The 23,613-nt window shown below is 72.8% G+C and carries 22 protein-coding genes; 8 read left to right on the forward strand and 14 right to left on the reverse strand.

Annotated features, from left to right (window positions below; translation table 11 throughout):
• Positions 1-147: 147 nt before the first annotated feature.
• The gene (locus tag Asera_RS00600) at positions 148-699 is read left to right on the forward strand and encodes a hypothetical protein (RefSeq protein ID WP_157034659.1); all 552 of its coding nucleotides are present in this window, start codon (positions 148-150) and stop codon (positions 697-699) included.
• A gap of 99 nt (positions 700-798) precedes the next feature.
• Here the strand turns inward: Asera_RS00600 and Asera_RS00605 are convergent, their stop codons facing one another.
• Positions 799-1,752, reverse strand: coding sequence for a 4-hydroxy-3-methylbut-2-enyl diphosphate reductase (locus tag Asera_RS00605; protein ID WP_425305931.1), 954 nt, complete (start codon positions 1,750-1,752; stop codon positions 799-801).
• 110 nt (positions 1,753-1,862) lie between these two features.
• On the opposite strand from Asera_RS00605, the gene xseA reads away from it, so the two are divergent.
• Together xseA and Asera_RS00615 are read left to right on the forward strand one after the other, a co-directional pair.
• Complete coding sequence (xseA, locus tag Asera_RS00610) at positions 1,863-3,098, forward strand: exodeoxyribonuclease VII large subunit (RefSeq protein ID WP_030444924.1); 1,236 nt, start codon at positions 1,863-1,865, stop codon at positions 3,096-3,098.
• Between the two features lie 10 nt (positions 3,099-3,108).
• Complete coding sequence (locus Asera_RS00615; protein ID WP_030444923.1) at positions 3,109-3,324, forward strand: exodeoxyribonuclease VII small subunit; 216 nt, start codon at positions 3,109-3,111, stop codon at positions 3,322-3,324.
• 229 nt (positions 3,325-3,553) lie between these two features.
• Here the strand turns inward: Asera_RS00615 and Asera_RS00620 are convergent, their stop codons facing one another.
• A complete protein-coding gene (locus tag Asera_RS00620) occupies positions 3,554-4,138 on the reverse strand; it encodes a DUF4245 domain-containing protein (RefSeq protein ID WP_157034658.1) in 585 nt (194 codons plus the stop codon).
• 134 nt (positions 4,139-4,272) lie between these two features.
• On the opposite strand from Asera_RS00620, the gene glpX reads away from it, so the two are divergent.
• The gene (glpX, locus tag Asera_RS00625; protein WP_030444921.1) at positions 4,273-5,298 is read left to right on the forward strand and encodes a class II fructose-bisphosphatase; all 1,026 of its coding nucleotides are present in this window, start codon (positions 4,273-4,275) and stop codon (positions 5,296-5,298) included.
• A gap of 38 nt (positions 5,299-5,336) precedes the next feature.
• Here glpX and Asera_RS00630 read toward each other — a convergent pair whose 3' ends face one another.
• The 3 genes from Asera_RS00630 to phoH2 form a co-directional block, all read right to left on the reverse strand.
• Positions 5,337-6,107, reverse strand: coding sequence for a rhomboid family intramembrane serine protease (locus Asera_RS00630; RefSeq protein ID WP_084130988.1), 771 nt, complete (start codon positions 6,105-6,107; stop codon positions 5,337-5,339).
• A gap of 154 nt (positions 6,108-6,261) precedes the next feature.
• On the reverse strand, positions 6,262-6,924 hold the full coding sequence (locus Asera_RS00635) for an aggregation-promoting factor C-terminal-like domain-containing protein (protein WP_157034657.1): 663 nt from the start codon (positions 6,922-6,924) through the stop codon (positions 6,262-6,264).
• A 309-nt stretch (positions 6,925-7,233) separates the two neighbouring features.
• Complete coding sequence (phoH2, locus tag Asera_RS00640) at positions 7,234-8,559, reverse strand: RNA 5'-3' helicase PhoH2 (protein WP_051801873.1); 1,326 nt, start codon at positions 8,557-8,559, stop codon at positions 7,234-7,236.
• Between the two features lie 536 nt (positions 8,560-9,095).
• On the opposite strand from phoH2, the gene Asera_RS00645 reads away from it, so the two are divergent.
• Positions 9,096-9,722, forward strand: coding sequence for a LysE family transporter (locus tag Asera_RS00645; RefSeq protein ID WP_030444917.1), 627 nt, complete (start codon positions 9,096-9,098; stop codon positions 9,720-9,722).
• Between the two features lie 3 nt (positions 9,723-9,725).
• Here the strand turns inward: Asera_RS00645 and Asera_RS00650 are convergent, their stop codons facing one another.
• From Asera_RS00650 to Asera_RS00660, 3 genes are all read right to left on the reverse strand, one after another.
• Positions 9,726-10,496 (reverse strand): isoprenyl transferase, encoded by a 771-nt coding sequence (locus Asera_RS00650; RefSeq protein ID WP_030444916.1) that lies wholly within the window; start codon positions 10,494-10,496, stop codon positions 9,726-9,728.
• A gap of 219 nt (positions 10,497-10,715) precedes the next feature.
• A complete protein-coding gene (locus Asera_RS00655) occupies positions 10,716-11,306 on the reverse strand; it encodes a hypothetical protein (protein ID WP_030444915.1) in 591 nt (196 codons plus the stop codon).
• Between the two features lie 76 nt (positions 11,307-11,382).
• The gene (locus Asera_RS00660; RefSeq protein ID WP_157034656.1) at positions 11,383-13,581 is read right to left on the reverse strand and encodes a class II glutamine amidotransferase domain-containing protein; all 2,199 of its coding nucleotides are present in this window, start codon (positions 13,579-13,581) and stop codon (positions 11,383-11,385) included.
• Positions 13,582-13,739: 158 nt separating this feature from the next.
• Between Asera_RS00660 and Asera_RS00665 the strand changes: the two genes are divergently transcribed.
• Positions 13,740-14,051: a nuclear transport factor 2 family protein gene (locus Asera_RS00665; protein WP_030444913.1), complete on the forward strand. Its 312-nt coding sequence runs from the start codon at positions 13,740-13,742 to the stop codon at positions 14,049-14,051.
• A 162-nt stretch (positions 14,052-14,213) separates the two neighbouring features.
• Here the strand turns inward: Asera_RS00665 and Asera_RS00670 are convergent, their stop codons facing one another.
• The 6 genes from Asera_RS00670 to mca all read right to left on the reverse strand — a co-directional run bounded on the left by Asera_RS00670 (position 14,214) and on the right by mca (position 22,305).
• Entirely contained in the window at positions 14,214-16,226 is a 2,013-nt protein-coding gene (locus Asera_RS00670) for a thioredoxin domain-containing protein (protein ID WP_030444912.1), read from the reverse strand.
• 93 nt (positions 16,227-16,319) lie between these two features.
• Positions 16,320-16,961 carry a family 43 glycosylhydrolase gene (locus Asera_RS00675; RefSeq protein WP_212804469.1) on the reverse strand — a complete coding sequence of 214 codons (642 nt, stop codon included), beginning with the start codon at positions 16,959-16,961 and terminating at the stop codon, positions 16,320-16,322.
• Positions 16,895-18,031, reverse strand: a complete 1,137-nt coding sequence (locus tag Asera_RS00680) for a family 43 glycosylhydrolase (RefSeq protein WP_212804471.1) — start codon at positions 18,029-18,031, stop codon at positions 16,895-16,897. Before Asera_RS00680 ends, Asera_RS00675 begins: the two co-directional genes overlap by 67 nt.
• Before the next feature lie 138 nt (positions 18,032-18,169).
• Positions 18,170-20,659, reverse strand: coding sequence for a putative bifunctional diguanylate cyclase/phosphodiesterase (locus Asera_RS00685; RefSeq protein ID WP_051801872.1), 2,490 nt, complete (start codon positions 20,657-20,659; stop codon positions 18,170-18,172).
• 288 nt (positions 20,660-20,947) lie between these two features.
• Positions 20,948-21,211: a hypothetical protein gene (locus Asera_RS00690; protein WP_084131033.1), complete on the reverse strand. Its 264-nt coding sequence runs from the start codon at positions 21,209-21,211 to the stop codon at positions 20,948-20,950.
• Positions 21,212-21,432: 221 nt separating this feature from the next.
• On the reverse strand, positions 21,433-22,305 hold the full coding sequence (mca, locus tag Asera_RS00695; protein ID WP_030444909.1) for a mycothiol conjugate amidase Mca: 873 nt from the start codon (positions 22,303-22,305) through the stop codon (positions 21,433-21,435).
• An 86-nt stretch (positions 22,306-22,391) separates the two neighbouring features.
• Here mca and Asera_RS00700 point away from each other — a divergent pair, with 86 nt between their 5' ends.
• Positions 22,392-22,892 carry a DUF4307 domain-containing protein gene (locus tag Asera_RS00700; RefSeq protein ID WP_084130987.1) on the forward strand — a complete coding sequence of 167 codons (501 nt, stop codon included), beginning with the start codon at positions 22,392-22,394 and terminating at the stop codon, positions 22,890-22,892.
• Between the two features lie 131 nt (positions 22,893-23,023).
• A complete protein-coding gene (greA, locus tag Asera_RS00705; protein WP_030444907.1) occupies positions 23,024-23,524 on the forward strand; it encodes a transcription elongation factor GreA in 501 nt (166 codons plus the stop codon).
• Positions 23,525-23,613: the final 89 nt, after the last annotated feature.

Consider the following 23,613-nt stretch of genomic DNA (forward strand, 5'->3'; position numbering starts at 1 on the left):
CGGGCGGGATTTCCCGCCCGCGGATCGCCCGCGCCGGGCCGATAACCGACGACGGTCTCCCCTCACCGTCACCGGCCCGGCCAGGTGCGGGCGATCCGCACCGTACGGCCGATGGCGGCCCGCACGTGCTGCCGCCATGATCATCGCGTGCTGCTGACCGTGGTCTCCCGAGCGACGACGATCGTCGCGGTGTTCGCGGCGGGGGCGGTCCTGTGGTCGCTCGCGCCGGGCGCCCCGCCGCTGGGTGCACCCTTCGTCGCCGGCACGAGCGCCGTTGCCGCCTGCCTGTACGCCATCGCCGTCGTCAGCCTGGTCCGGCGCGGCAACCGCTCCGCCCGCGACATCCGCCTGCTGCTCGCGGCCGCGCCCCGATGGCGGTTGATCCTCGCCGGCGCCTTGATCGCATGCTTCGTCGCGGCCGCGATCATCACCGTGTCGTTGATGGATCTCCGGGGCGCACCGACGATCCATCACGGCCACTACGCGCTCGACGATCACGGCAGGTTCACGGTGGTCTCGAAGCGTACGTACGACGAGCAGACCCGTGTCGGGCTTCGCATTCCGCTCATCGTCGTCGGCGCCCTGAACGCCGTCGGCGGAGCACTCACCGCGGGCGCACTACGGCGCCGCGACGACGGTACGGGTGAACGGTCCCTGCTTCGCGGAGCCATGGCGGAGTTCCGAACCGACCGGTGGTGAATCCCGGGTCAGCCATCGGCGCCGGCCCTACCGGGGCGTGTCTTCGGAATCCGCCCCGGCGCCGGATGACCACACGCGCCGGTGGCCGGACCGGTGGGGTCAGGTGTTGCGGGCGGCGAGGTCGCGCTTGATCTCGCGGGGCAGGGCGAAGGTCTGCCGCTCCTGCACGGTGGTGATCTCCTCGACGTCGGCGTACCCGCGTGCGGCGAGGTGGCCGAGAGCCTGCTCGATCAGGTCCTCCGGTACCGAGGCGCCGGAGGTGAGGCCGACCGTCGAGGCGCCGGTGAGCCAGCCGTCGTCGATCTCCGACGCGAAGTCGATCAGGTACGACGCGCGGGCGCCGGCCTCCAGGGCCACCTCGCGCAGGCGTACCGAGTTGGACGAGTTGCGGGACCCGATCACCAGCAGCACGTCGCAGTCGGGTGCGATCTGCTTGACGACCTGCTGCCGGTTCTGCGTCGCGTAGCAGATGTCGTCGGACGGCGGCGACTGCAGCCCGGGGAACTTGGCCTTCAGCCGGTCGACGGTCTCCAGCGTCTCGTCGACCGACAGCGTGGTCTGGGACAGCCACACCACCTTGCTCGGGTCGCGGACCTCGACCTGGTCGACCGAGTCGGGCCCGTCGACCAGGGTGACGTGCTCGGGCGCCTCGCCGCTGGTGCCGACGACCTCCTCGTGCCCCTCGTGCCCGATGAGCAGGATGTCGTACTCGTCCCTCGCGTACCGCCGGGCCTCCTGGTGCACCTTGGTGACCAGCGGGCAGGTCGCGTCGATGGCGTGCAGGTTGCGCTGCCGGGCCTGCTCGTGCACCTCGGGGGCGACGCCGTGGGCCGAGAAGATCACCGTGGCACCCTCCGGTACCTCGTCGTTCTCCTCGACGAAGATCGCGCCCTTGCGCTCCAGCGTCTGCACCACGTGCTTGTTGTGCACGATCTGTTTCCGCACGTAGATGGGTGCGCCGTAGAGTTCGAGCGCGCGCTCGACGGTCTCCACGGCTCGGTCGACGCCGGCGCAGTATCCGCGCGGCCTGGCCAGCAGCACCCGCTTCGTCATGATCCCCATGGTAGGCCGCCGCCCTGGTACCGCAGGCCGAGGTGAGGTCCTCCACAAACCGCGCGGGCGCGCCCGCCATGCGCACCCGGTACAGGACCTAAGCTCGTCGGATGGCCGAATCTGCCGCCGAGGCGCCCCGTACCAGCCCGGACGAGCCCTGGCCGGTACGGGTGGTCAGCCAGAAGATCTCCGCCTGGATCGCCCGGCTCGGCTGGGTCTGGGTGGACGGGCAGATCGCGCAGGTCAGCCGCCGTCCGGGCGCCGGGCTGGTGTTCCTGACGCTGCGCGATCCGTCGGCCGAGATGAGCCTGTCGGTGACCTGCTACCGGGACACGTTCGAGTCGTGCGACCCGCCGCTGCGGGAGGGTTCCCGGGTGGTGGTGCACGCGAAGCCGGAGTTCTACGCCGGCCGCGGCAGCCTGTCGCTGCGCGCCGACGAGCTGCGTCATGTCGGGCTCGGTGAGCTGCTGGCCCGGCTGGAGCGGCTGAAGAAGGTACTCGCCGCGGAGGGGCTGTTCGCGCCGGAGCGGAAGCGGCGGCCGCCGTTCCTGCCCCGTACCGTCGGGCTGGTCACCGGGCGGGCCAGCGCGGCGGAGCGCGACGTGCAGAAGAACGCGGCGGCGCGCTGGCCGGCGGTGCGCTTCGCGGTGCGTAACGTGCCGGTGCAGGGTCCGACCGCGGTGCCGCAGATCCTCGACGCGCTGGCCGAGCTGGACGCCGATCCCGAGGTGGACGTGATCGTGCTGGCCCGCGGTGGGGGCAGCGTCGAGGATCTGCTGCCCTTCTCCGACGAGGCGCTGTGCCGGGCCGTGTTCGGCTGCCGTACCCCGGTACTGTCCGCGATCGGGCACGAGACCGACACCCCGCTGGTCGACTTCGTCGCCGACGTGCGCTGCTCGACGCCGACCGACGCGGGCAAGCGGGTGGTGCCGGACCTGGCCGAGGAGCGGCGGGTGATCGAGCAGCACCGGTACCAGCTGGACCGGGCGGTGACCCACCTGCTCGACGGCGAGCGCCGGTGGCTTTCGGCGGTCCGGTCCCGGCCGGTACTGGCGCGCCCCGAGCTGCTGCTGTCGGGCCGGCGCGACGAGGTCGACGGGCTACGGGACCGGGCCCGGCGCGTCCTGGCGCACCGGGTCGACGCGGCCGGCAGCGACCTGCACCACACGGTGGCCCGGCTGCGCTCGCTGTCGCCGCTGACCACGATGCAGCGCGGGTACGCGGTCGTGCAGCGCGCCGCCGACGACGCGGTACTGCGGGACCCGGCCGACGCGGCACCGGGCGCGGCGCTGCGGGTACGGCTGGCCGGCGGCGAGCTGGCCGCCACCGTGCGGCCCGGGCCGTAAGGTGACTGTTGTGACGGACGAGGACACGACGGTCAGCTACGAGAAGGCGCGCGCGGAGCTCGCCGCGGTGGTGGAGAAGCTGGAGGCGGGGGGTACCTCGCTGGAGGAGTCGCTGGCGCTGTGGGAGCGCGGCGAGCGACTCGCGGACGTCTGTCAGCGCTGGCTGGACGGCGCGAAGGAGCGCCTCGACGCGGCCCGCGCGGCCCGCGACGACACCGGGTCCTGACGGTTCCACTGGGCCCGTGGCACGCCGACCATCCGTTCGGTCAGGACCTGGTGTCCCAACGTCGGGTTAATTTGCCGCACCTCCCCTGTCGGAACGCACCGCCGGAGGGCTATGCCTGAGGGCAGCGATCGGCCGAAGCGTGTTTCCGGGGGTACACGCATCGTCGGACCCGCAGACATCGCCCATCGACGTCGTCGGTGGGCGGTGTGCTGTGCGAACCCGCGAGCGGTCAGTGCAGCGAGCCGGCGAGGGTGCGCATCTCGTCGTCGTTGGTCTGGCCGACCACGAGGATGGTGCGGTCGGGCTGCATCAGCGCGAGCACCTGGTTGTTCTTGTCGCCGGTGTAGCGGGCCCAGTCGGCGCCGCCGATGTGCTGGCTGCCGGCCGGCCGGGCCTGCTTGGGCACCGCATCGGCCAGCAGCTTCGCCGCGTCGCCGTTGCTCTCCACGATCTGCGCGAACCCGCCGGACGGGGTCACGTAGCCGAGCCGCAACGTCACCGTGCCGTGCTTGTCGGTGGTCTCCGCGCTGGTGACCTTCCAGTCGGGCCCGAGCCGCCGCGGCGTCACGACCGGGAACCGGTCGGCCTGCTGGGCCTGGGTGATGGCCGGCTTCGCGTCGACCACGGTGACCTGCCGGTCCGAGGACAGGTAGCGCCACACGCCGACCGCGATCAGGATCGGCACCAGCAGCACCGCCATCGAGATGACCATGTCCCGGCTGGTGCCGCCGCGGCGACGGCGCCGCGTCGGCTCACCCTCGGTCGGAGCCGGGGGCGTGCCCTCGTCTGTGTACAGCGGTACTCGGCGCGCCACGTACCCATCGTCGCCGATCGACGCGGCCGCGACCACGCCGGGGTGGCCACGGGCCCTGGGTCACGGCGCGCCCGCGCGCTGCGTACCGATCTGCCAGGATTCGAGGGAGTGCTCAGCTGGCGGAGGGGAAGACCATGGCAGACGCTTCGCGACACACCGAGGTGCTGGACCGAAACCTGGCGTTGGAGCTGGTACGGGTCACCGAGGCGGCGGCGATGGCCGCGGGCCGGTGGGTCGGCCGGGGCGACAAGGAGGGCGGCGACGGCGCCGCGGTCGACGCCATGCGCCAGCTGATCAACTCGATCCAGATGCGCGGCGTGGTGATCATCGGCGAGGGCGAGAAGGACAACGCGCCGATGCTCTACAACGGCGAGCGGGTCGGCGACGGTACCGGGCCGGAGGTCGACGTGGCGGTCGACCCGGTCGACGGGACCACGCTGATGGCGGCCGGGATGCCGAACGCGCTGGCGGTACTCGCGGTGGCCGAGCGCGGCGCGATGTTCGACCCGTCGGCGGTCTTCTACATGGACAAGCTGGCCGTCGGCCCGGACTGCGCCGACGTCGTCGACATCGAGGCGCCGGTCCGGGAGAACCTGCGGCGGGTCGCGAAGGCGAAACGCACCAGCATCTCCGACGTCACGGTGTGCGTGCTGGACCGGCCGCGACACGACCGGCTGGTGGCGGAGATCCGGGAGACCGGCGCGCGCATCCAGTTCATCCGGGACGGGGACGTGGCCGGCGCGATCAGCGCCGCGCGCGAGCAGTCCGGGGTCGACGTGCTGATGGGCATCGGCGGTACCCCGGAGGGCATCATCGCCGCCTGCGCGATGAAGTGTCTCGGTGGCGCGCTGCAGGCGAAGCTGTGGCCGAAGGACGACGCGGAACGGCAGAAGGCGATCGACGCCGGCCACGACCTGTCCCGGGTACTGCGCACCGACGACCTGGTCGCCGGCGACAACGCGTTCTTCGCGGCCACCGGCGTGACCGACGGCAGCCTGCTGCGCGGCGTCCGGTACCGGTCCGGCGGGGTGACCACGCAGTCGATCGTGATGCGCTCCAAGAGCGGCACGATCCGCATGATCGACGGGGTGCACCGGCTGGAGAAGCTCCGCCAGTACTCCATGGTCGACTTCGGCGGCGACCCGGTCGAGGCGGACTGACCCCGCCCGTTCGACGCCCCTGACGCCCGGCCGGGGCGTCAGGGGGAGGTGCCGCCGGGCATCTCGACGGTGCGGTCGGAGCCGGTCTTGCCCAGGCCGAGGCCGTCGACACCGGGCAGCGTCAGCGTCGGTGACGATCCGCCCAGACCGGTCGTCGAGCCGGTGCCGGTCGGCTTCGGTCGGCGCGCCCGTGGCTGGCGGAACAGGATCGCCGCGACCAGGCCGGCGAGGAAGCCGCCCAGGTGTCCCTGCCAGGAAACGTGCTCCTCGCCGGGCAGGATGCCGCTCAGCTGCCAGCCGAACAGCAGCCCCATCAGCAGGCTGATACCGAGGCTCCACCAGCGCCGCTCCACCAGGCCGCGCAGCAGCAGGTAGCCGAGGTAGCCGAAGATGACGCCGCTGGCCCCGACGGTGATCGAGTTGCTCGGGCCGAACACCCACACGGTCAGCCCGGACACGACCGCGATGAACGCGGTGATCAGGAAGAACCGTTTGGTCTGCCCGGCCAGCACGAACGTGCCGAGCAGCAGCAGCGGCACGCTGTTGGCCAGCACGTGGGTGAAGCTCGCGTGCAGGAGCGGCGCGAAGACGATGCCGTCGAGGCCGGTCAGGTTGCGCGGTGCGATGCCGCCGGCGCGGTCGAGCGCGCCGCCGAACAGGGTGTCCAGCCCTTCGATGCCCCACAGCACCGGGATGAACGCGCACATTGCGAGGAACGCGCGCCCGATCGAGGCGTAGAAGGGCTCGGTGCCGAACCGCAGCCGTTCGTCACCTGTCGCCGTGTCGGTGCGCAGCCCGCCGGTAGCCATGCTTCCTTGGTACCAGCGTCACGCCAGCTCGCCCATCGGGGTTTTCCCCGGTTCCGCCGGATCGAGCACACGAATGCGGCGATACCCGGTCGTACCGTTCGGGTGTCGCCGCGGTTCGCGCTGCCCCGCGCCGACGATCGGCGCGGCCGTGATCTCAGTACCAGCCGGTGGACTCGGAGTGGTCCCAGGCACCACACGGCGTGGAGTAGCGGTTCTTGATGTAGTTGAGGCCCCACTTGATCTGGGTGACCGGGTTGTCCTGCCAGTCGTCGCCGTACGAGGCCATGGAGTCACCCGGCAGCGCCTGCGGGATGCCGTACGCGCCGGACGGGTTCGCGGCGTGCACGTTCCAGCCACTCTCCCGGGTCCACAGCTTGTCCAGGCAGGCCATCTGGTCGAGGCCGAACCCGGCCTGCAGCAACAGCGTGCAGCCGGTGGCGCGGTTCCCGCTGTACTCCTTGCAGGAGCTCGGGACGGGCCCGGCCGAGCCGCCGCTGGTGCCGCTCGAGTCGGTTTTCTTCTGTTCGGCCGCCTTCTTCGCGGCGTCAGCGTCGCCGGCGACCGCCGCGGCATGCTCGCCACCGGCCGCCGCGTGCTGCTTGGCGTCCCGGGCGGCACTGCGGCTCGCCTCCTCGCGCATCTTCTGCTGCCGGTACCCGTCGGTCGCCTGGCGCTGCGCCTGCTGCTCCTCGATCGGGTCGATCGGCTGCCCGACGACCTGCTGCTGGGCCACCTCGGTCGGTTGCTGACCGGGACGGTGCACCGTCAGGTACGCGCCGCCGGCGAGGCCGCCGACGAGGACGAAGACTGCGAACATCCGAACGGACAACTTCGTGCCGATCCGGCTCACGCGTCGTTCCCTTCGACGGGGACAGGGGGTGGAACGGCTACCGTGCGTGCCGGCGACCGTTCGGCGTACCACACTGACGCACCCGAAGGCGACACGCCAGGCCGGAGCCCGCGGAGAGTGGCATCCGTCACCGTCAGTCGCAAACACCGTGAGCCGTACGGACTCGCCACATCACGCTGAGTCAACTCAGTGCAGACGATCGCCCGTTGGTCCATGCCGGGGCCAACGGGCGATCGAGGCTTCAGGTGACTCGTCGGGTCACCCGGAGGTGGTGATCTATGGGGTCAAATCCTCCAACAGATCCGTTACCACTTCAGCGATCCGAGATCGTTCCGACCGGGTGAGTGTGACGTGCGCGAACAGCGGATGGCCCTTCAGCGTCTCGATCACCGCCGTCACCCCGTCGAACCGGCCGACCCGCAGGTTGTCGCGCTGCGCGACGTCGTGGGTGAGCACGACGCGTGACCCGGTACCGATCCGGGACAGCACGGTGAGCAACACGCCGCGTTCCAGCGACTGCGCCTCGTCGACGATCACGAACGCGTCGTGCAACGACCGGCCCCGGATGTGGGTCAGCGGCAGCACCTCCAGCAACCCGCGGGAGACGACCTCCTCGACGACGGTTTCGGAGGCGAGCGCGCCGAGGGTGTCGAACACCGCCTGACCCCACGGCGACATCTTCTCGGCCTCGCTGCCGGGCAGGTAGCCCAGCTCCTGCCCGCCCACCGGGTACACCGGGCGGAACACCACGACCTTCTTGTGCGCGCGGCGTTCCATCACCAGCTCCAGGCCGGCGCAGATCGCCAGCGCGGACTTGCCGGTACCGGCCCGGCCGCCGAGCGACACGATGCCGATCTCGTTGTCCAGCAACAGATCCAGCGCAACCCGCTGCTCGGCGGACCGGCCGTGCAGGCCGAACGCCTCGCGGTCTCCCCGAACCAGCTGGACGTGCTTGTCCGGCCGGACCCGGCCGAGCGCCGAGCCGCGCGGCGAGGACAGGACGAGGCCGGTGTGGCAGGGCAGGTCGCGCGCGTCAGTCAGGTCGAGCGGTTCGCCGCCGTAGAGCGTCGACATCTCGTCGGCGGTCAGTTCCGTCTCGGCCATCCCGGACCAGCTGGGATCGGAGGCCTGGCCGTGCCGGTACTCGTCGGCGGGCAGGCCGACCGACGCGGCCTTGACCCGCAGCGGCATGTCCTTGGTGACCAGCGTGACATCCTGGCCCTCGGCGGCCAGGGCCAGCGCGACGGCGAGGATCCGGGCGTCGTTGCTGCCGTTGCGGAACCCGTCCGGCAACACCGCCGGATCGGAGTGGTTCAGCTCGACCTGCACGGTGCCGCCGTCGTCGTTGACGGGCAGCGGCTCGTCGAGCCGCCCGTGCCGGTACCGCAGGTCGTCGAGCAGCCGGAGCGCCTCGCGGGCGAACCAGCCGAGCTCGGGGTGGTGCCGCTTGCCTTCCAACTCGCCGATGACGACGAGCGGCAGGACGACTGCGTGCTCGGCGAAACGCCGGAACGCGGACGGATCGGACAGCAGCACCGAGGTGTCCAGCACGTAGGTGCGGCGGGGTGAGTCAGGGGCCTTGGTGCTACGACGTGTGCTCACAGGGCCACTCCGCGAGGCGCGCACCTCCACGCCGGGTCGGTGGGAGGTCCCGCCGCCGCGGCGTCCCGGGGCGTGTTTCGGGCCCGCGGCGCGGGCCACCGAACCACGGACCGGCGACGGCACGGCCGTCAGGCCCTCTCCGGCCGGCGCGGTGATCCCCACGCCGGTGACTGCTCGGCCGGACTCGCCCGCACGCGGGCCGGGTGCCGGCCCACCGTGACGACGTACGCCGCATCCGGGCCTCCCGGGTGGCCCGGGACGTCCCCGTACCACGATCCAGACGTTAGCCAGCAAATCCGGATACGGCCAGTAGCCCGCCCTTACTCACTGCGCGTGTCACCCGTCGGTCATGTGTCGATCCTCGTCGTCCCGGCGGCGGCCGGGGCCGAAAACGCGTTGCCGGCGCCGCGGCCGACCTGACACCGTCGGGGCATGCGTACGACTCTCACCCACCTGCCGACTGCCCGCGCTCCGCGTTCCACCGCGGCGCGCCAGCAGCAGCACGTCCGGGTCGGGAGGCGTACCGGCGTCCGACCGTGACCGGGGCGCTCGTCGCGGGGCTGCTCGCCGGGTACGGCATCGCGATTCCGATCGGCGCGGTCGGCGCCTACCTGGTCACCCTGAGCGCCACGTCCGGCCCGCGGGTCGGCGCCGCGGCCGCCCTGGGGGTCGCCACCGTCGACGGCCTGTACGCCGCGGTGGCGGTGCTCGGCGGCACCGCGCTGTCCAGCCGGATCGCCCCGTACGCCGGGGTCGCCCACCGGCTCGCCGCGCTCGTCGTGCTGGTCGTGGCGGGATGGCTGGTCGCCGGCGCGATCCGCCGGTACCGCCGGCACACCACCGCCACCGCCGGCCGCGACACCGCGCTGACCCCGGTACGGGCGTACGCGGTGCTGCTCGGCATGACGCTGCTGAACCCGACGACGCTGGTGTACTTCGGCGCAGTCGTGGTCGGCGGTCAGGCGGGCGGTCTGGGCGGGCCGGCCACCGGCGTGGTGTTCGTCGTCGCCGCGTTCCTCGCGTCGGCCAGCTGGCAACTGCTGCTCGCCGCCGGCGGGCTGCTGCTCGGGCGGCTGCTCACCGGGCCGCGCGGCCGGCTGGTGACCACGCTCGGCGCCGCCGTCGTGGTGGTCGTGCTCGCGATCCGGCTCGCCCTCGGCTGACGGTCAGTGCCCGTAGCGGCGTTGGCGGTTCGCGTAGGACCGGAGTGCGCGCAGGAAGTCGGTGCGCCGGAAGTCCGGCCAGTGCGCCTCGCAGAAGTAGAACTCGCTGTGGGCCGACTGCCAGGTGAGGAAGCCGGACAGCCGCTGCTCGCCGCTGGTCCGGATGATCAGGTCCGGGTCGGGCTGGCCGCGGGTGTAGAGGTGCTCGGCGATGTGGTCGACGTCGAGCACCTCGGCGAGTTCCTCGATGGTGGTACCGGCGGCGGCGTGTTGCTGCAGCAGCGACCGCACCGCGTCGGCGATCTCCCGCCGCCCGCCGTACCCGACGGCGACGTTGACGCGGGCCCCGCCGGTACGGTCCGCGGTGCGTTCCTCGGCCGCCTTGAGCACCTCGGCGGTACGGGCCGGCAGGACGTCCAGCGCGCCGGCCACGTGCACCCGCCAGGGCCGGTCGTGGGCGGACAGCCCGGTCACCACGTCCTCGATGATCCGCAGCAGCGGCTCCAGCTGCGCCACCGGCCGGTTCAGGTTGTCGGTGGACAGCATGTAGATCGTGACGTGCCCGATGCCGAGGTCGTCGCACCAGTGCAGCAGTTCCTCGATCTTGCGACCGCCGGCCTGGTGCCCGAGCGCCGGGTCGTCGAAGCCGTTCTCCTTGGCCCAGCGGCGGTTGCCGTCGATGATGACCGCGACGTGGTGCGGCAGCGGCTTGCCGGACAGTCCCGCGCGAAGCCGTCGCTCGTACAGGCCGTAAACGAGGGTGCGCAGGCTCACGGCTAGGCAGCGTACGCCGACCGCCACCGACCGCAAGCGGCCAAGGGCCCGCGTCGGTGGCGACGAACACCCCCGACCGCACCGGGTGCGGCCACCGGTGACGACCCGGCCGGGTGGAACGGGACCGGACCAGGCCCACCGAAGTACCGGCGCCCACCGACCGGCCGCGTCGGCGGCGACATCCGTACGTCGCCGCCGACGCGGGGGACCGCACCGTGGTCAGCCGAGGTCCGGGCCCTTGCGGCGGAGGTCCTCGACGGTGGACATGGCGCCGCGCAGCTCGCCGAGCCACGCGTCGGCATGCTCGCCGACGAGCCGGACGCACCAGGCCAGGGCCTCCGACCGGGACCTGGCGACACCGGCATCGACCAGCGTGTCCAGCACGACGCGCTGCGGCTGCCGCAGCCGGGTCATCACCGGTACCGACTGGGTGGTGAACAGTTCGCGGGTCTCGCCGCAGGTGACGCCCCAGCTGGCGTGCCGGCGGTAGCGGTGCTCGATCTGCTGGGCGATGCCGATCCGTTCGTCCCGGGTCTGCTCCCGGAACCGGGCGATCCGGCCCTGTTCGGCGCCGGCGCGCTCCGCCTCGGTCACCGGCTCGTCGCCGGACTGCTCGGGCGGCGGGATGGCGCCGACGATCAGGATCTCCTCCCGGTCGACGGTGATGGTCGGCGGCTCGACGAACCACTCGTCGGGCAGCCGGCCGTGGATCCAACCCGCCGCGTCGGCGGCGGACGGCGGCTCGGGCTGCGCCCCGCCGCGACCCCTTCCCCAGCCCCGGTGCGGCGGCCAGGCTCCCTCTCCTCGCATCGTTCCTCCCCATTGAATGAAATGATGATTACAGCATTACACGCGCAATCAGCATTGCCAATGGAGTGGAGCGACGTCAGCGGGCGGCGGCCCGGCGCGCGGCGCGGGAGCCGTTCCGGCGGGGCCGCGGCGCGCTGGTCGCGGTCTCCGGTGGAGCGAGCAGCAGCACCGCAGCTGGCGTACCGGCGAGGCGGCCGAGCGGATCGTCCGCGCAGGCGGCGGCGTAGAAGTCGGCCGGCCGGTCACCGACGCAGGCGAGCACCTGGCAGCCGCCGCCGACCCGGTCGGTGCCGACCACCGCGCAGCCGGCGATGCCGGTGGCCACGTCGTCGCGCAGCCCCGCCCGTACTGCGGCGAGCAGTTCGGCGGCGGCCGCCCCGGGGTCGGTCGGTGCGGCGGCCACCGCGACGTTCGCCGGGAAGGTGGCGCGCTCCACCGGGCCGCGCACCTGCCGTACCGGCTCGCCGGCGACCCGGTCGAACATGCCCTGCCGGTGCACCAGCCGCCCGCCGGCGCCGGCCGCGGCGGCGAACAGCATCCGGCGCAGCCCCGCCTCGTCGATCGCGGTCTGCATCGTCCACGGGTTGCCGAGGCCCTGCCAGGAGCGATCCCGGACGAACCCGGACATCCGCCGCGCCCACCAGCCGGGCCGCAGCTCCCACAGCGGCCGTACCCGACCCTGCGCGACCGCCAGCGGCCGGGCCGCGACGACCAGGTACCAGCAGCGACCGAACCGGCGCCGGTACCGGTCGTCGGCGCAGGCGGCACGCACCCGTTCGGTGACGTACCAGGCGATCGAGTCGGCGTAGGCGTCACCGGCGCGCAGCGTCCGGGTCACCACCGGCAGCCGCAGCCAGCGCGCGCCGTCCACCGTGGTACTGGACGGCCGCTCCGGGGCGGCCTCGACCGGCCGGACCGGCGTGCCGGACTCGATCAGCCGCAGCCAGCGCTCCAGCAGGAACGCCCGCCAGAACCGACCGGCGTCGCCACGGCGGCCGGCCAGCAGATCGCCGAAGCCGGCGACGACCTCCCGCGGGTCGGGCCCGGGCCGGCGGGCGAACGACGTGGACAGGAACGTGGCGTACACGTCGGCCCGCAGCGCGCGCAGTACCGCCAGCGTGGGGTCGGCCGGCGCCGGGTCCGCTGCCGGCACCGCCTCGGCGGGCAGCCCGCGCCGGCACCGGGCCAGCAGTTCGCGGGCCGCGCCGGTACCGGCGACGTGCCGGTACGGCATCTGCAGCGCCACGCCGAAGCGGGTGGTGACCCGGTCCGCCACCCGGGTCAGGTAGCCGGGCGCCACGGTGTCGGCGAGCAGCGCGGTACCGCCGAGCGGGTCCAGGATCGCGTCCACCTCGCCGGCCGCGCGCCGCGCCACCACCCAGGCGGCCAGCACGTCCGGATCCGGTACCGGTTCGCCCAGCCCGGCGAGCAGGTCGTCCACGTCGGCGACGGTCACCGGTACCGGCGCGTCCCGCAGCCCGGGCGCGGTGACCGCGTCCGGGGTGGTCGCCTCGGGGAGCAGGGCGCGGTAGACCGGCAGTGCGTCCGCGTCGTCGCCCGCCGCCGGGTCGGCGGTCGGGAGCGCGTCGGCGGGCGGGACCGGCTCGGTGCGCGCCAGGCCGAGCAGCGCGACGCCGGTCATCGCGCCGTCCAGCCGTACGCCGAGGCGCAGTCCGGCGCCCACCGGCGGCGGCGTGGCCGGCGTACCGGCGCCGTGCGCCACCGGGCGGACGCCGTGCGCTCCGACCTCGAGTACCTGGCCGGGCAGCAGCCGGCGCACCCCGGCGAGGAAGGTACGGGTGTCGACGTCGCAGTCGCCGTCGACGCGGAAGCGCGCCATGGTGTCCGGATCCGGCCGCGCCGGTACGCCGGCGGCGAGCAGCGCGGCCGGTTCGGACGCGACGAGCACCGCCCCGTCGTGCCGGGCGTAGTAGAGCGGCGGACCGTCGCCGTGCCGGCACAGCACCAGCACCCCGCGCGCCGGGTCGGCGAGCACCGCGGCGTACGGGTCGGTGGCCGCCCGGCCGCTGACCGCGCCGGCGCCGCCCTCGGCGTACCGGGCGAGCAGGGTGGAGGGCTCGGCGACGCCGTCCACGACGACGGCCGCCCCGCGGTGGTCGCGGTGCACCTGCGGGATCCCGGCCCGTACCGCCATCGCCAGGTGGCCGGCGTCGTCGTGCCAGTCGGCGACCTCGTCACCGCGCGGCGCCAACCCGCGGACCAGCTCGTCGAGTGCGTGGCCGCCTATACCGAAATACGCGGCAAGTCCTGCCATCTGGCGTCATCTCCATCGATCGGGCGATGACTGATCGTACATACGTGCTCACGGACGGACTTCTCCGGCGTCACCTTCGGATCATGCGGCGAATCCGGGCGGTGACCCGATCGGCCCGTCTACCGTCGAGATCTGGTACTTCGTGCGAGGAGGGGCCCATGATCGAGCCATCGCGGCCGGAGGTGCGGCAGTTCGTCGCGGCGGTCAACGCCGGAGACCGGGCGGCGCTCAGCGCGACCCTCACCGCCGACGCGACGATGTCCGACGACGGCACCGACCGGGACCTGCGCGAGTGGACCGAGCGGGAGATCTTCACCAGCAACGGGACGATGGCGGTCGAGTCGGAGTCCGACGACGGCCTCGACCTCCTCGTCCGCTACACCAACTCCACCTGGGGCGTGATGAACACCCGGTGGCACTTCGTCGTCGCGGACGGCCGGATCAGCCGCTTCGAGACCGGCCAGGCCTGACCCGCGCCGCAGCGGCCCGGCGCTGCCGTGGGCAGCGACCAACCGAGCCGGCGCTGCCGCCGGACAACGACCGGCCTGCCCGGCGCTGCCGTGGGGCGGTGATCGGCCGGCGGGGTTCCGGCTGCGGGCGGGCACGGCACCGAACAGCGAGCGGCCGCGGCGTCAGCGGGACAGCTGGGCGCGGAGCTCGTCGACGGTACGGGCCGGGCGGTCGCAGACGAACCCGCGGCACACGTACGCGGCCGGGCTGCCGTCGACGAGGCCCCGATCGGCGAGTAGCGGCACCCCCGGCGCGTCCGGCTCCCCGGCGACCAGCACGGAACCGGCCGGCGCGGCCCGCCACGCCGCCGCGCGCAGCGCATCGCCGCCCACCACCGCGATCTGGTACGGACCGGTCAGCGCCGCCGCCGCGACCGCCAGCGCGTGCCCGGCGAACCGCGGGTGTTCGGCGACGATCGGCGCCAGTACCGACAGCGCTCCCTCGGCATCGTCGCGATGCTCGGTGGAGCCGGTCAGCGCCGAGTAGGTCAGCAGCGCCTCGGCGATCGCGGACAGCCCGCTCGGCGTCGCGTTGTCGGTCGGGTCCGCCGGCCGGCTCACCAGCCGTTCCGCGTCGTCGGCCGTGTCGTACCACCCCTCGTCGGAGCGGAAGTGTTGCCGCGCAACGGACAGCAGCGCCTCGGCGCGGGTCAGCCAGACGGGGTCGGCGGTGTGCTGGTGCAGCGCGCAGAACGCCTGCGCCACCGCACCGTGGTCGTCGAGCACGCCGGCGGGGGTGCCGACCCTGCCGGCGCGGGACACGCGCCGCAACCGGCCGTCGACGACGTGCACGTCGGCGAGGAACTCCCCCGCTTCGACGGCCGCGTCGCCCGCGGCGGCGTCGCCGGTGAGGTTGGCGTACTCGACCAGGGCGGTGATCGCGAGGCCGTTCCAGGCGGCGACGACCTTGTCGTCCCGGGCCGGCTGTGGGCGCTCGGCGCGCGCCGCGAGCAGCCGCTCCCGGACCGAGTCGAGCCGGGCCACGTCGTCCGGCCCGAGCGCCCCGGCTCCGCCGGATCCGGTGGCCGGCACGGCTTCGGTGGGGTCGGTGGGCAGCTGCAGCACGCTGGTACCGGCCTCGAACGTGCCGGCATCGGTCACCGCGAACGCCTGTGCCGCAAACGATCCATCCGCGTCACCGAGCACCGCGCGCAGCTGCGCCGGCGTCCACACGTAGGTGCTGCCCTCCGCGCCCGCGGCGTCGGCGTCCAGTGACGCCGCGAACGCCGGGCCGGCCCGCAGGTCGCGCAGCAGGAACTCGACGGTCTGCGCGGCGACCCGGCGGACCGGCTCGTCGCCGGTCAACCGCCACAGGTGGGTGTAGGCGCGCAGCAGCAAGGCGTTGTCGTACAACATCTTCTCGAAGTGCGGCACCGTCCAGGTGGCGTCCACCGCGTAGCGGGCGAAACCGCCGGCGAGCTGGTCGTACATGCCGCCGCCGGCCATCGCCGCGCAGGTGTGCCGCGCCAGCGCGAGCGCGTCCGCGTCACCGGTGCGCTCGTACTGCCGGATCAGGAACTCCAGCACCATCGACGGCGGGAACTTCGGTGCCCCACCGAATCCGCCGTTCGCCTCGTCGTACTGGCCGGCCAGCGTCCGGGCGGCCGCGGCGAGGTGGTCGGCGGTCAGCGGCGCCCCGGGGCGTACCGGTGCGGCGGCGCGACGCAGCGCCGCGGTCACCGCCTCGCCCTGCCCCACCGCCTCGTCCCGCTGGTCCCGCCAGACCCCGGCGACGGCCTGGACCAGCTGCACGAACGGCGCCTTCGGCAGGTACGTGCCGCACCAGAACGGCGCGCCGTCCGGGGTGGCGAACACGGTCATCGGCCAGCCGCCCTGCCCGGTCATCGCCTGGGTGGCGGTCATGTACACCGCGTCGACGTCCGGCCGCTCCTCCCGGTCGACCTTCACCGGCACGGTGTGCTCGTTGACCACCGCGGCGACCGCGGGGTCCTCGAACGACTCGTGCGCCATCACGTGGCACCAGTGGCAGGCCGCGTACCCGACCGAGATCAGCAGCGGCACGTCGCGCCGCCGCGCCTCGGCGAACGCCGCCTCCCCCCACTCCCACCAGTCGACCGGGTTGTCGGCGTGCTGCAGCAGGTACGGCGAGGTGGCCTGCGCAAGTCGGTTGGGCATGCATCCCATCCTCGCGCAACCACCGCCGCCCCGCTCGGACACCACCGGACGGGCCGGCCGGACCGCCTCACCAGGTCGGCCCGGCGGGCAAGATCACGGTCCGGCGAGCACGGTGATGGGGACGGTGACGGTGACCGGGCCGGGGCGCACCGGACCCTGGTTGCGCACCGTGGCGTAGCTGCCGTCGGCGCGTTCGCGCTGGTAGGTCAGGCGCAGCCAGGTGTGGCCGGCGCGCAGCGCGTGCACCGTGACGCCGGCCCCGGTCGCGTCGGACAGGCTCGCGACCGACGGGTCGGCGATCGTGGCGGTGACCCGGTTCAGCGGGTTGGCCAGCGCCAGCGAGCCACCGTCGGCGTTGCGCACGTCCGCGCCGACCTGCTGCGTACCACCCACCGACAGCGAGACCGCCGATGCCGAGGCGTCGATGGCGTACGGCGCCACGCCGGACGGGATCGGTTCGTCGGCGGTCGACTGCTCGATCCGCAGCGCCGGATTGCCGTCCGCGTCCGGGTGCTTCGCGTCGAACACGAGGCGCTCGGTGTAGAGCCGGCGGTCCGGCGTCGTCGCGGTCGGCCGGCCGTGGTGCACGTAGTACAGCTGGCTGCCGTCCGGCGAGGCGACGATGCTGCCGTGCCCGGTGGAGTACATGCCCAGCGTCGCGTTCTGGCTCAGTACCGGGTTGCCGGGGTGCTTGTGCCACGGGCCGAGCGGGCTGTCCGCGGTCGCGTAGCCCACCCCGTACTCGGGGTCTGCCAGTTGTTCGCCGAGTAGGTGAGGTAGTAGACGGTCCGGCCGTGCACGGTGCGGGCCCAGGTCGTCGAGCCCTCCTCCCAGCGGCGGTCCTTGTTCTGGCCGTTGGTCTTCGCGTAGTCGTTCACGTCGGCGTTCTCCCACGACTGCTTGTCGTGGTCGTAGTCGAGGATGCGCACGAACCCGTCCTTGCGCGCGCCGGTGTCACCGGCGGGCCGGTTCGCGTCGCGGTAGCTCGGCGCGATCGTCGGCATGGTCTGCCCGGTCGGGTCGCGCCACCAGTCGCCGGTCAGCTCGACCGCGTAGATGTTCGACTCCTCGATGTACTTGCCGAGGTCGTCGTCCCACACCCAGTTCCGGTACGCGTTGCGCGAGAAGTACAGGTAGACCCGCCCGTCGCGGTCGAAGAACACGTTCGGGTCGATGAACGGCAGGTACGTGCCGAGCGGCGCGGTCTCGCCCTCCTGCTCGGTGGCCGGCGGCTGCTTCTGGTCCGGCCCCATGATCAGGTTGACGTCGTGGTAGTCCGGGTCGTACGGCCAGTAGTCGATCGGCTGGTCGGTGATGTTGTGGAACGGGCCCGCCGGCGAGCTCGACACGGCCACACCGACCTTGCACGGCTCCTCGAAATCGGCGTAGCCGAACCACTTCGCGGCGTTCGCGTCCGAGCGCGCCGCGTAGAACAGGAAGTACAGGCCGGTCTTCGGGTTGTGGTAGACCTCCGGCGCCCAGAACCAGGTGTTGCCCCACTGGTTCGCGTCCTTCGCCGGCAGCGCGCCACCCGGTACCTTCTGCCACGTGGCGAGGTCCGCCGAGCGGTAGATCGCGAAGTGCCAGCCGCGGTCCGCCCCGTCGGTGGAGTAGGCGTAGTAGGTGCCGCTCGCCTTGTCGTACAGCACGAACGGGTCCGCGGCGTTGACGCTCGCGGCGTTGAAGTAGGTGGCGTTGGTCCGGTGCGGTGGCGCGGCCCGGCCGTGTGCCATCGCCGTCATCGGCGTCCCAGCGAGCAATGCCAACAGCAACACCGCGGTACCAGCGATCCGCAGCCTGCGCATGTCCGCCTCCACCTGTGGCGTCCGCCGGGCGCGCCCGACCACAGATGGATCAACCTAGCCAGGCCGTACCAGGCAGTCAATCGCCGGAGCGGTCGCAGCCCGCCGCTACCACAGCCAGTACGCCCGCATCGCCGGCGGTCACTCCTGGCCGGGCTGGGCGGTACGGGCGGACAGCGGAATCACCTGCGCGCCGCGCGAGCTGGCGGCCTCGCGCAGCGTCCACAGCACCTTCGCGGTCTTGTCCGCCGGCATCGGCGGGAAGAAGTGGTAGCCCTGGCCGGCCTCGCAGCCCATCGCGGACAGCGCCGCCTTCTGCTCGGCGGTCTCGACGCCCTCGGCGACCACCCGCAGCCCCAGCGCGCGGCCGAGCTCCACGGTGGACCGCACGATCGCCTCGGCCTCGGGCGCCTCGCCCATCCGCGCCACGAACTCCTGGTCGACCTTGACCTCGTCGACCTCGAACCGGGCCAGGAACGTCAGCGACGAGTACCCGGTGCCGAAGTCGTCCACCGACAGCCGGACGCCGAGCGCCCGCAGCCCGGCCAGCACGTCGTCGATGATGTCCAGCTCGGTCATCATCACCGTCTCGGTGATCTCCAGGACCAGGCGCTCCGGCGGCACGTGGTGCCGGCCGAGCAGCTCGGCCACGTCGGCCGGCAGGTTACGGTCCAGCAGGCTGCGGGCGGACATGTTCACCGCGACCGGGATGTCGAGCCCCTCCGCGCCCCAGCGGGACATCACCCCGAGCGCGACGTCCAGCACGTACCGGGTGAACGGACCGACCAGTTCGCTCTGCTCGACCACGCCGACGAACTCGCCCGGGCCGATCAGGCCGCGCCGCGGGTGCTGCCACCGGATCAGCGCCTCGGCCCCGGTCGGCTCCCCCGACGCCAGATCGATCGCCGGCTGCACGTGCAGGATCAGCTGGTCGTCCACCGCCAGCGCGGCGCGCAGCTCGGCCAGCAGTGCCAGCCGGTCGGTGCTCGCCGCGTCCCGCGCCGGGTCGTACCGGCAGATCGCGCGGCCGGTGCGTTTCGCCTGGTACATGGCCACGTCGGCGCGGCGCAGCAGCTCGGCCATGACGCAGCCGCCGGCCGGCACCGCGGCCACCCCGATCGCCGCCTCCACCGACAGCGCCACGCCGGCGATCTCCACCGGCGCGGCGAGCGCGGCGGCGAGCTGCCGGGCCCGTTCCGCGGCGTACTCGGAACCCTGCCGCCACACCGGCGGGGACCCGATGAGCAGTGCGAACTCGTCCCCGCCGAGCCGGGCCAGCACCTCGTCCGGCTCGATCCGGGCCGACAGCGTGGTGGCGATGGCGCGCAGCAGCTGGTCCCCGGCGGCGTGTCCGAGGGTGTCGTTGACGTCCTTGAAGTGGTCCAGGTCGAGCAGCAGCAGCGCCACCTCGCGCGGCTCCGCGTTCGGCTCCACCCGCAGCTGCTCGTCGCCGTACTCCAGCAGTTTGATCCGGTTCACCAGGCCGGTGAGCAGGTCGTGCTCCGCCTCGTACGCCTTGCGGTCGGCCATGTCCTGCAGCCGGGCGTGCGAGGACGCGTTGTGCAGCGCGGCGCCGAGCGCATCGGCGAACGCGGACAGCGCGAGCCGTTCCCGGGCCCCGACGGTGCTCGGGTCGTGGAACCGGACCCGCAGCTCACCGACGGTCTCGACGCCGACGGACAGCTCGTGCACGAGCACCCCGGCCCCGTCCACCGGCGGCTCGGTGACCGGGTGGACCTCGCCGGCGGTGTCGCTGCGGTACCGCTGGGTCGGCGCGGCGGGGCGGCACACCGCGACCTCGACCGACTCCGGCGAGAACAGCCGGTGCGCGCCGGCGGCGGCCGCGGACACCACCCCGGACACGTCCAGCCGGCTCATCGCGTGCACCGCACCGGCAAGTTCCTGCCAGGCCCGGCGCTCGTCGCCGGCCCGCATCCGCGCCGTGTACACCTCGTGCAGCAGCCAGATCAGCGGCGGCGCGGCGGCCAGGTAGCGGAAGTCGGCGAGGCCGAGACCGACCGCGACCAGGCCGAGCGTGATGTTGCCGGCGAGCATGACGAGCTTCGCGCTCAGGTTGCTGAACACCGCGTTGCGGGCCCGCGCCCGACCGGCCGTCAGCCAGATCGCCGCCGCCGCGAACGGGAAGCTGACCAGCCAGTACGTCACGCCGCCGGCGGCGAGCGCCAGCCCGGTGCGGACGGTGAGCGGTGGCACGTCGCCGACGCCGCCGAGTGCGGCGGCAACCGAACAGGCCGCGGCCACCCCGATGGTGGCCGCGGCCGTGTTGTACAGCGCCTTGATCGGCGCCGCGCCGCTGATCAGGCCGCCGGCCAGCACTCCGACCGGGACGACCGCGACCAGCCAGTGCGGCGGCAGCAGGCACATGCCCACGAGCAGCGCCGCCTCACCCCAGTGCACCCCGAGCCGCTGGCTACCTGCGCGGATCCAGAGCGCGACACTGCGGGCGAGCGCGAACAGACCGATCGTGGCAAGGAAACGGTACGGCCCGGGTGGGTGCTCGGCACCGGCGATCGCACCACCGGCGATCGCCAGCGCCACCAGGCAGGACACGGTCACCAGGACACGCAACCGGCCTGGCACCGCGCCGGAGAAGGGCCGGACGGACTTCATCCGCCTGCCTCCTCCCACACCCGCGCCGCGTCGGCAGCGCCATCATCCCCAGCTGACCTCACGCATGAGCGGTGCACCCCCCTTCTCGGTACGGCAGAAAGGGTCCGGCACCTCCCCGCCACGAGAGTAGGGATGTCCGGTATCAATCGGAATTGGAAAACCGGCCGATGTGACCCGATCGATGGTACCGAAGCGGCCGAAGGGGCGCAGTCCGACAAAACGGTCGGCGCAAAAGTACTCAGAGAGTGAAACAAGGACGACTTCGAGTGGCGTCCGGGCGGCAGGCGATCAGCGCTGGTCGGTCGAACCCGACTGGCTGCTCGCCTCCGCATCACCGGCTGCCTCGCTCTGCTCGGGATGGTCGCCACCGGAATGGCCCTCGCCCGTGTGATCCTGCCCCGAAACCTCGTCCAGCGGGAGGGGCTGCTCGGATGTCGAACCATCGTCGAACCGGGCGGGCAGGCGTCGCAACCGTCGGTTCATGTTGCGGATGAGCAGCACGGTGGCGATCGCCAGCAGGATGATCACGACGAGCCCGAGCGGCCCGGCCATGCCGCCCGCCTCGGTGTCGCCGAAGTTGTTCTTCGCCAGCGGCAGTGCCTGCACCGGCGACGCCGCGTGCACCGACGAGACCGCGCCGGCCACGGCCGACCCGGCAGCGAGCACGGACATCGACGGCACCTCCACACCCTCGGCGCATTCCACGCATCGGCCGGCGCCGTCGCCACTGCGCCGGCCGGTGCGTCAACGGTACGCCTGGGGCGGGGTTCGGCTCAGCGCAGCCCGGCGAACAGGTCGTCCTCCGGCATGGACGTCTCGACCAGCGACTTCGCCAGCTCGAAGTCCTCCGTCGGCCACACCTTCTGCTGGATGTCGAGCGGCACCCGGAACCACTGCCCGTCCGGGTCGACCTGGGTCGCGTGCGCCCGCAGCGCGTCGTCCCGGATCGAGAAGTACTCGCCGCACGGCACCCGGGTGGTGACCCGGCCGCCCTTGTCCCGGCTCCAGTCCCACTTCTCGATCGCCTCGGCCCACGGCGACTCCAGCCCCGCGGCGAGCATCGCCTCGTGCTGGGCCAGGATGCGCTCCTTGCTGAAGCCCATGTCGTAGTAGAGCTTGCTCGGCTGCCACGGCTCGCCGAACTCCTGGTAGCGCTCCGGGTCGCCGGCCGCCTCGAACGCCTCCATCGTCACCGTGTGGCACATGATGTGGTCGGCGTGCGGGTAGCCGCCCTGCTCGTCGTAGGTGGTGACGACCTGCGGCCGGAACTCGCGGATCAGCCGCACCAGCGGCGCGGCGGCCACCTCGACCGGCACCCGGGCGAACGAGTCCTCGGGCAGCTCGTCGACCCGCGCCGGGGTGTAGCCCTCCAGGTAGCCGGAGTCGACGAAGCCGAGCCAGGACTGCCGCACGCCGAGGATCTCGCGCGCCGCCGCCATCTCCTTGGACCGGATCTCGGCCAGGTCGCGCCACACCTCGGGTCGGTCCATCTTCGGGTTGAGCACGTCACCGCGCTCGCCGCCGGTGCAGGTGGCGACCATGACCTCGACGCCCTCCCGCGCGTACCGCGCCATGGTGGCGGCACCCTTGCTGGACTCGTCGTCGGGGTGTGCGTGCACCGCCATCAAGCGGAGATCACCGGACACGTATGCTCCTCGAAACTCATCGTGTGACTTAGCCCATATCGAGCTGGCCAACGCACGGCCGGCTCGCTTTACCAGGTCTCGCTGGCATGATGGAGCCGCTGTCCCTGGGGCGTCGGTACAGCATTCTTGCCGACGCATCTGACAACACTGCGAGGACATCGATCGTGACCAGCATCCGGAGCGGCGTGACGACGCCGACATTCCCGCCGGGCCGCTACGGCCGCCGGCGGGAGCGTCGTGCCACGCCGCGATGGGTGCTTCCGGTGCTGATCACCGGGGTTGTCGTGGCGGGCCTGGCCGTCTCCGTCGGGTACTACCAGCAGTACGGAGAGTCGGAATACCAGGCCCAGGTGGTGCGTTCGCGAGTGGTGAGTTCGTCCACGGTGGCGATGACCCTGCGGATCACGCGCCCCGACGACGAGGCCACCAGCTGTACGGTCCGGTCCCGCGCCTACGACGGCGCCGAGGTGGGACGGGCCACCGTGACGCTCCCGGCGGGTGCGGCCGACGACACCGTCGGCTGTTCACTGCACACGTCGCGCATGGCGTACACAGCCGAAGTCGTGGGCTGCGGCCCGGCGCACTAGCCGACACACCGCAGCCGATCGACAGCATTCCGTAAGTCGGGGTACACCCATCGGTGTGCTCCGCTGCTAGCTTTGGAAATTCGCAGTCAGCGCCGGCATGCCGGCGAGGATCGCACGTGAAGGAGTACCAAGTGTCGACGACCGACCGCGAGGCACCTGTGACCTGGCTGTCCCAGGACGCCCATGACCGGCTCAAGAGCGAGCTTGACGAGCTCATCGCCAAGCGGCCGGAGATCGCCGCTGAGATCAACGAGCGGCGTGAAGAGGGCGACCTGCGCGAGAACGGCGGATACCACGCCGCTCGCGAGGAACAGAGCAAGATGGAGGGCCGGATCCGCTACCTGCAGGAACTGCTGCGCGGCGCGCGGGTCGGCGAGGCGCCGAAGAGCGACTCGATCGCACCCGGCACGGTGGTGACGATCCAGTTCGACGGCGACCCGAACGACACCGAGAAGTTCCTGCTCGGTTCGCGCGAGATCGCCGCGACCACCGACCTGACCGTGTACAGCCCGGAGTCCGCGCTGGGGCAGGCGATCCTCGGCCACAACTCGGGCGACACGGTGAGCTACACCGCGCCGAGCGGCGCCGACATCTCGGTCACGATCGTCGATTTCGAGCCCTACCAGGGCTGACGCTCGACCTCGCCGGAGGCGCCCGTCGCGGTCCGCGGCGGGCGCCTCCGCCGTGTCGGCGGCGGTCCCCCTCGGGTGGCGGGTCCGGG

Source organism: Actinocatenispora sera (assembly GCF_018324685.1).
GTDB classification, from domain to species: domain Bacteria; phylum Actinomycetota; class Actinomycetes; order Mycobacteriales; family Micromonosporaceae; genus Actinocatenispora; species Actinocatenispora sera.

Excerpts from the sequence above, each read along its gene's own strand:
- Asera_RS00605 (WP_425305931.1), bottom strand. The coding sequence starts at position 1,752 with ATGACGAAGCGGGTGCTGCTGGCCAGGCCGCGCGGATACTGCGCCGGC.
- xseA (WP_030444924.1), top strand. The coding sequence starts at position 1,863 with ATGGCCGAATCTGCCGCCGAGGCGCCCCGTACCAGCCCGGACGAGCCC.
- glpX (WP_030444921.1), top strand. The coding sequence starts at position 4,273 with ATGGCAGACGCTTCGCGACACACCGAGGTGCTGGACCGAAACCTGGCG.
- Asera_RS00630 (WP_084130988.1), bottom strand. The coding sequence starts at position 6,107 with ATGGCTACCGGCGGGCTGCGCACCGACACGGCGACAGGTGACGAACGG.
- Asera_RS00635 (WP_157034657.1), bottom strand. The coding sequence starts at position 6,924 with ATGTTCGCAGTCTTCGTCCTCGTCGGCGGCCTCGCCGGCGGCGCGTAC.
- Asera_RS00655 (WP_030444915.1), bottom strand. The coding sequence starts at position 11,306 with ATGCGAGGAGAGGGAGCCTGGCCGCCGCACCGGGGCTGGGGAAGGGGT.
- Asera_RS00660 (WP_157034656.1), bottom strand. The coding sequence starts at position 13,581 with ATGGCAGGACTTGCCGCGTATTTCGGTATAGGCGGCCACGCACTCGAC.
- Asera_RS00665 (WP_030444913.1), top strand. The coding sequence starts at position 13,740 with ATGATCGAGCCATCGCGGCCGGAGGTGCGGCAGTTCGTCGCGGCGGTC.
- Asera_RS00670 (WP_030444912.1), bottom strand. The coding sequence starts at position 16,226 with ATGCCCAACCGACTTGCGCAGGCCACCTCGCCGTACCTGCTGCAGCAC.
- Asera_RS00680 (WP_212804471.1), bottom strand. The coding sequence starts at position 18,031 with ATGCGCAGGCTGCGGATCGCTGGTACCGCGGTGTTGCTGTTGGCATTG.
- Asera_RS00685 (WP_051801872.1), bottom strand. The coding sequence starts at position 20,659 with ATGAAGTCCGTCCGGCCCTTCTCCGGCGCGGTGCCAGGCCGGTTGCGT.
- Asera_RS00690 (WP_084131033.1), bottom strand. The coding sequence starts at position 21,211 with ATGGCCGGGCCGCTCGGGCTCGTCGTGATCATCCTGCTGGCGATCGCC.
- Asera_RS00700 (WP_084130987.1), top strand. The coding sequence starts at position 22,392 with ATGATGGAGCCGCTGTCCCTGGGGCGTCGGTACAGCATTCTTGCCGAC.